Genomic DNA, 6969 nt, shown 5'->3' with positions numbered 1-6969 from the left:
CGGCCGAACGCATTGCCCGCGTGCTGCACAACGACCCGGCCACCGGGGTGATGCGCCACGCCGACGCGGGGTACGACATCGCCATTGACTGCGCCAACGAGCAGGGTTTGAACCTGCCGATGATTAACGGCTAAGCCGTATGTTGATGACGCGCGTGCGCAGGCGTGGATGCGTCCCCCTGCGAGCACGTCAGCCCACAATAAAAACGTCATTTATCAACACGCGTGAAGGAGTATTAACGTGCTTGAGTTAAACCTGATTCCCGGCCAATTGAGCCTTGCCCAGCTGCGTGACATTTATCAGCAGCCAGTGGCCCTCACGCTGGATGAAAGCGCATCGGCGCAGATCGATGCCAGTGTTGCGTGTGTTGAACAGATCCTTGCGCAAAACCGTACCACCTACGGTATCAACACCGGTTTCGGGCTCTTGGCATCGACGAAAATCGCCAGTGATGACCTCGAAAACCTTCAGCGTTCTCTGGTGTTGTCCCACGCTGCGGGGATTGGCGAGCCGATCAGTGACGACCTGGTGCGCCTGATCATGGTGCTCAAGGTCAATAGCCTGAGTCGCGGCTTCTCGGGTATCCGCCGCGTGGTGATCAACGCATTGATCGCCCTGATCAACGCCGAGGTGTATCCGCACATTCCGCTCAAGGGATCCGTGGGTGCATCGGGCGACCTGGCGCCATTGGCGCACATGTCGCTGGTGCTGCTGGGCGAAGGCAAAGCGCGCTACAAAGGTGAGTGGCTGGACGCACGCACTGCCTTGAAACAGGCCGGTCTGGAGCCGCTGACGCTCGCTGCCAAAGAAGGGCTGGCGTTGCTCAATGGTACGCAAGTGTCCACCGCATTTGCGTTGCGTGGCTTGTTTGAAGGCGAAGACCTGTTTGCCGCTGCCATGGCCTGTGGCGGCCTGACGGTTGAAGCGGTGTTGGGTTCACGCTCGCCGTTCGACCCGCGCATTCACGCAGCGCGTGGCCAGCGTGGGCAAATAGATGCAGCAGCCATTTATCGCGACCTGCTGGGTGAAAGCAGCGAAGTGTCGCTGTCCCACAAGAACTGCGACAAGGTCCAGGACCCGTACTCGCTGCGCTGTCAGCCGCAGGTCATGGGCGCTTGCCTGACCCAGTTCCGTCAGGCGGCCGAAGTGCTGGGCATCGAAGCCAATGCGGTTTCGGATAACCCGCTGGTGTTCGCCGAGCAGGGCGACGTGATTTCCGGGGGTAATTTCCATGCCGAGCCCGTGGCCATGGCTGCCGACAACATGGCGCTGGCCATCGCTGAAATTGGCTCGCTGAGCGAGCGTCGCATCTCGCTGATGATGGACAAGCACATGTCGCAATTGCCGCCGTTCCTGGTGGCCAATGGCGGGGTCAACTCCGGTTTTATGATTGCTCAAGTGACCGCCGCCGCGTTGGCCAGCGAGAACAAGGCGTTGTCCCACCCCCACAGTGTCGATAGCATTCCGACGTCGGCCAATCAGGAAGACCACGTGTCTATGGCACCTGCTGCGGGCAAGCGTTTGTGGGAAATGGCTGAAAACGTGCGCGGTGTATTGGCTGTTGAGTGGCTGGCGGCCTGTCAGGGACTCGACTTGCGCGATGGCCTGAAAACCTCTCCGAAGCTGGAAATCGCACGCACCACGTTGCGTGAAAAAGTGGCGTTCTATGAAAAAGACCGTTTCTTCGCCCCTGACATTGATGCAGCCATGCAATTGCTGGCGTCGCGTTGCCTGAACGCGCTGGTGCCTGCGCGGATTCTGCCAAGCCTGTAATCACGTCGCCGCAGAGGGCGTTTAGCCCTCTGTGCGGTGGTGTGCGCCGACAAAAATAATTAAGGACGCGCGAAATGCACAAGCAAGCTCAAGGTTTGAAGCGCGGGCTGACGGCTCGCCACATCCGTTTCATGGCGCTGGGTTCAGCGATCGGGACGGGTTTGTTTTACGGTTCGGCGGCGGCCATTCAGATGGCCGGGCCAGCGGTTTTGCTGGCGTACCTGATAGGTGGCGCGGCCGTGTTCATGGTTATGCGCGCATTGGGCGAAATGGCCGTGCGCGATCCGGTTTCAGGGTCGTTTGGCCATTACGCCAGTACTTATTTGGGACCGATGTCGGGGTTTATCCTTGGCTGGACCTACGCATTTGAAATGATCATCGTGTGCCTGGCCGACATCACGGCGTTCGGCATTTACATGGGGTTCTGGTTCCCCGACGTGGCGCGCTGGATCTGGGTGCTGGGCATCGTGCTGCTGATTGGCGGCCTGAACCTGTGCAGCGTCAAAGTCTTTGGTGAGATGGAGTTTTGGCTGTCGCTGCTCAAAGTTGCCGCTATCGTCGCGATGATCCTGGCCGGTTTCGGCATCATGCTGTTTGGCATCGGCAGCGCGGGCAGTGCAGACGCCGCAGCTACCGGGATCAGCAATTTGTGGTCGTTCGGCGGGTTTATGCCCAACGGCGTAGGCGGGTTGATTGCCTCGTTTGCCGTGGTGATGTTTGCCTTTGGCGGTATTGAAATCATTGGCATCACAGCTGGCGAGGCCAAAGACCCGCAACGTGTCATCCCGAAAGCCATCAATGCTGTGCCGTTGCGTATTTTGCTGTTCTACGTGCTGACCCTGTTCGTGCTGATGGCCATTTACCCTTGGACGCAGATCGGCAGCCAGGGCAGCCCGTTTGTACAAATTTTCGACAGCCTGGGCATCAGCTCGGCAGCGACGATCCTGAACATTGTGGTGATTACAGCGGCGGTGTCGGCAATCAACAGTGACATCTTCGGGGCGGGTCGCATGATGTTTGGCCTGGCCCAGCAAGGCCAGGCACCCAAAGGCTTCGCGCAGATCTCGCGCCATGGCGTGCCGTGGATGACTGTGCTGGTGATGGGTGTGACGTTGCTGGCCGGTGTGGTGCTGAACTACCTGATCCCGGAAGACATCTTCCTGGTGATTGCCTCGATTGCGACGTTCGCCACGGTGTGGGTGTGGCTGATGATTCTGGTCACGCAAATCGCCATGCGCCGCTCGATGACGGCCGAAGAAGTGGCACAGCTCAAGTTCCCGGTGCCGTTCTGGCCGTATGCTCCAATCGCGGCCACCGTGTTTATGGTGTTTATCTTCGGCGTGTTGGGCTATTTCCCTGACACCCGTGCGGCACTGATTGTGGGCGCAGTCTGGATTGCATTCCTGGTCGTGGCGTACCGGTTGTGGGTAAAACCGTTGGCTGCGCATGCGGTCAAACCCCAGCCTGAGTTGTCCTGATCCCAACGATTAACTGCGGAGTGAGTGAATGAAAACGCTTTGGCAACACTGCAATGTCGCAACCATGGCCGGTGGTGCGTACTCGATCATTGAGGACGCAGCCATTGTTACCTGTGAAGGCTTCATTGAGTGGATCGGCCCTCGGTTGCACGCTCCGCAAGGTGCGTACAGTCACACCTATGGCCTAGAAGGTGCGTGGGTGACACCGGGGCTGATCGATTGCCACACGCACACGGTGTTTGGCGGTAACCGCAGCGGCGAGTTCGAACAGCGCCTGCAAGGCGTGAGTTATGCCGAAATTGCGGCAGCAGGGGGCGGAATCGCCAGCACTGTGCGTGCAACCCGTGCAGCCAGCGAGGAGGAATTGTTCGCCAGCGCACGTCAGCGGCTGATGTGTTTATTGCGCGAAGGGGTGACCAGCGTCGAAATCAAATCCGGCTACGGCTTAAGTCTTGAAAGCGAGCGCAAAATCTTGCGGGTGATTCGCCGCCTGGGCCAAACGCTGCCGGTCACGGTACGCAGCACCTGTCTGGCGGCGCATGCGTTACCGCCGGAGTTCAAGGACCGCGCGGACGACTACATTGACCTGATCTGTAATGAAATGCTGCCCGCGTTGGCGGCTGAAGGGTTGGTGGACGCGGTGGATGCGTTCTGTGAATACCTGGCGTTTTCCCCGGCGCAGGTGGAGCGTGTGTTCAAGGTTGCGCAGGCCTTGGGATTGCCGGTCAAGCTGCATGCAGAGCAACTGTCGTCGCTGCACGGTTCCAGCCTTGCAGCACGTTATCAGGCGTTGTCGGCGGATCATCTGGAGTTCATGACCGAAGAAGACGCCATGGCCATGGCCGCGTCCGGTACGGTCGCGGTGCTGCTGCCGGGTGCGTTTTATTTCCTGCGTGAAACCCAGCTGCCGCCGATGGAAGCTCTGCGCAAGCACGGTGTGAGCATCGCCATTGCCAGCGACCTCAACCCCGGCACCTCGCCTGCGTTGTCATTGCGTTTGATGATGAACATGGCCTGCACGCTGTTTCGCATGACGCCTGAAGAAGCGTTGGCCGGCGTCACGTTGCACGCGGCCACGGCGCTGGGCATGGGCGAGACCCATGGTTCGCTGGAACCGGGAAAAGTGGCCGATTTCGTGGCCTGGAACATTGATCGTCCGGCGGATCTGGCGTACTGGCTGGGTGGCGATCTGGACAAACGTGTCGTGCGCAACGGCGCCGACGTAGTGCTTTAGGAGAAAGGCGTGTGGAGAAGGTTCTGACATTCAAACAAGGCCGCGTGCCATTGCTGATCAGCATGCCCCACGCGGGGCTGCGCCTGATGCCTGAGGTCCGGGCCGGGTTAATCCCCGAGGCGCTCAGCCTGCCGGACACGGACTGGCACATCCCCAAGCTCTATGAGTTTGCAACCGAGCTGGGGGCCAGCACGCTGGCGGCCGAGTATTCGCGTTTCGTGATTGACCTCAACCGCCCGCAGGACGATGCACCGATGTACGTTGGCGCGACCACGGGTTTGTTTCCGGACACGCTGTTTACCGGAGTGCCGTTGTTTCGCGAAGGGCTGGCGCCTTCAAAGACAGAGCGGGCCACGTACCTTGAGCAGATCTGGAAGCCCTATCACCAGACCTTGCAGCAAGAGCTGGCGCGGCTGAAGGACGAGTTTGGCTATGCATTGCTGTTTGATGCGCACTCGATCCGTTCATTTATCCCGCATTTGTTTGACGGCAAACTGCCGGATTTCAACCTGGGAACATTTAATGGCGCCAGTTGTGATCCGCAACTGGCCAGCGATCTGGAAGCAATTTGCGCGCAGCACCCTCAATACAGCCATGTGCTGAACGGGCGCTTCAAGGGAGGGCACATCACCCGCCATTACGGGAACCCGGCTGCCAACATTCATGCCGTGCAACTGGAGTTGGCCCAGAGTACGTATATGGAGGAGTTTGAACCGTTTGATTACCGCGAAGATCTGGCGAAGCCCACGCAGGTGGTGCTGAGGCAATTGCTGGAGCGGATTATTGCGTGGGGACAGGCGCGCTATGGGCGTGCCTGAATTCACAGGGCCTCAGCCACAAGCATCAGGAAGATAGACGGGGTTGGGGAGCGCGGCAGGGAAACGCCGCTGATCTTCAACCCTTGTTTCTATAAGGACATGCTCATTGCCGCGAATCGGGTTTATGATGCCGGACGGCAACATTTTTGAAGTCCCCCCAGGGATGACCTCAACCCCATGGAGTGCGCAATGCAGACCTTGTTCCCGCAGATCAAACCCTACGCCCGGCACGATCTGGCTGTCGATGAGCCGCATGTTCTTTATGTCGATGAAAGCGGCACGCCAGATGGCCTGCCGGTGGTCTTCATCCATGGGGGCCCGGGCTCGGGCTGCGATGCCAACAGTCGTTGTTATTTCGACCCCAACAAGTACCGCATCATCACGTTCGACCAGCGCGGGTGCGGGCGCTCCACACCGCACGCCAGCCTTGAAAACAACACCACGTGGGATTTGGTCGCCGACATGGAGCGTATTCGCTCGCATCTGGGGATCGACAAATGGGTGCTGTTCGGTGGTTCGTGGGGCTCTACGCTGGCACTTGCCTACGCCCAAAGCCACCCGGACCGAGTGCATGGGCTGATTCTGCGCGGAATCTTTCTGGCCCGGCCACAAGAAATTGAATGGTTCTACCAGGCAGGGGCTAGCCGACTGTTTCCCGATTATTGGGAAGACTACCTGGCGCCTATCCCTGAAGACGAACGCCATGATTTGCTCTCGGCTTATTACAAGCGCCTGACCGGCAATGATCAGATCGCGCAACTGCACACCGCCAAAGCCTGGTCGACATGGGAAGGGCGCACGGCCACCCTGCGGCCCAATCCGCAGGTAGTAGACCGTTTTTGTGAGACCCAGCGCGCGTTGTCGATTGCGCGCATTGAATGCCATTACTTCACCAACAACGCCTTCCTTGAACCCAACCAACTGATTCGCGACATGCACAAAATCGCGCATTTGCCCGGTGTGATCGTGCATGGCCGTTATGACGTGATCTGCCCGCTGGATAACGCATGGGCGCTGCACCAGGCCTGGCCGGACAGCGAGCTGCAAATCATCCGCGAAGCAGGGCATTCGGCCACTGAACCTGGTATTACCGATGCACTGGTCAGGGCCACCGATGAGATGGCGCGTCGTTTGCTCAACCTGCAACCGGATGAAGCATGAAGGGGCTTTTACAACGGGTTACCGGCGCGCGGGTTGACGTGGCGGGGGAGACAGTCGGTTCGATTGATCAGGGTTTGATGGTGCTGGTGGCCGTCGAACCCGGCGACACCGAGGCCAATGCCGCCAAGCTGTTGCACAAGCTGCTCAATTACCGCGTGTTCAGCGATGCCGAAGGCAAAATGAACCTGTCACTGATGGATATCGGTGGCGGTTTGCTGCTGGTGTCTCAGTTCACACTGGCCGCCGACACCAAAAGCGGGCTGCGGCCGAGTTTCTCTACGGCCGCGCCGCCAGGCCTGGCCGAGTCGTTGTTTAACCACCTGCTGGACGAAGCAAAGCGGTTGCACACGAACGTGGCATCAGGACAATTTGGTGCCGATATGCAGGTCCATTTGGTCAATGATGGCCCTGTGACATTTCTGCTACAAACCTAAAACCCTGAAAAAACGCGTTTTCGTCAGAAAACAGGGTTTTTTAAGCACAAATACTTGCTGACACTAGATGC

The 6969-nt window shown here is 58.9% G+C and carries 7 protein-coding genes; all 7 read left to right on the top strand.

Going from position 1 to position 6969, the window contains the following annotated elements; genetic code table 11:
• A partial coding sequence (locus CJF39_RS22835; RefSeq protein ID WP_141232187.1) for a hypothetical protein occupies positions 1-134 on the top strand: 134 nt, incomplete at its 5' end.
• Between the two features lie 106 nt (positions 135-240).
• The gene (gene hutH / locus CJF39_RS12650; RefSeq protein WP_094993724.1) at positions 241-1773 is read left to right on the top strand and encodes a histidine ammonia-lyase; all 1533 of its coding nucleotides are present in this window, start codon (positions 241-243) and stop codon (positions 1771-1773) included.
• Positions 1774-1847: 74 nt separating this feature from the next.
• Entirely contained in the window at positions 1848-3251 is a 1404-nt protein-coding gene (locus CJF39_RS12645; protein WP_094993723.1) for an amino acid permease, read from the top strand.
• A gap of 28 nt (positions 3252-3279) precedes the next feature.
• The gene (gene hutI / locus CJF39_RS12640) at positions 3280-4485 is read left to right on the top strand and encodes an imidazolonepropionase (RefSeq protein ID WP_094993722.1); all 1206 of its coding nucleotides are present in this window, start codon (positions 3280-3282) and stop codon (positions 4483-4485) included.
• 11 nt (positions 4486-4496) lie between these two features.
• Positions 4497-5303 (top strand): N-formylglutamate deformylase, encoded by an 807-nt coding sequence (hutG, locus tag CJF39_RS12635; RefSeq protein ID WP_094993721.1) that lies wholly within the window; start codon positions 4497-4499, stop codon positions 5301-5303.
• A gap of 189 nt (positions 5304-5492) precedes the next feature.
• A complete protein-coding gene (pip, locus tag CJF39_RS12630) occupies positions 5493-6464 on the top strand; it encodes a prolyl aminopeptidase (RefSeq protein ID WP_094993720.1) in 972 nt (323 codons plus the stop codon).
• Positions 6461-6898 carry a D-aminoacyl-tRNA deacylase gene (gene dtd / locus CJF39_RS12625; RefSeq protein ID WP_094993719.1) on the top strand — a complete coding sequence of 146 codons (438 nt, stop codon included), beginning with the start codon at positions 6461-6463 and terminating at the stop codon, positions 6896-6898. Before pip ends, dtd begins: the two co-directional genes overlap by 4 nt.
• Positions 6899-6969 lie beyond the last annotated feature (71 nt).

It is taken from the genome of Pseudomonas lundensis (assembly GCF_002269125.1).
Taxonomy (GTDB): domain Bacteria; phylum Pseudomonadota; class Gammaproteobacteria; order Pseudomonadales; family Pseudomonadaceae; genus Aquipseudomonas; species Aquipseudomonas lundensis_A.
The sequence above is the reverse complement of the archived record's forward strand: the minus strand, read 5'-3'. Positions and strand labels throughout refer to the sequence as shown.

Excerpts from the sequence above, each read along its gene's own strand:
- CJF39_RS12645 (WP_094993723.1), top strand. The coding sequence starts at position 1,848 with ATGCACAAGCAAGCTCAAGGTTTGAAGCGCGGGCTGACGGCTCGCCAC.
- hutI (WP_094993722.1), top strand. The coding sequence starts at position 3,280 with ATGAAAACGCTTTGGCAACACTGCAATGTCGCAACCATGGCCGGTGGT.
- pip (WP_094993720.1), top strand. The coding sequence starts at position 5,493 with ATGCAGACCTTGTTCCCGCAGATCAAACCCTACGCCCGGCACGATCTG.
- dtd (WP_094993719.1), top strand. The coding sequence starts at position 6,461 with ATGAAGGGGCTTTTACAACGGGTTACCGGCGCGCGGGTTGACGTGGCG.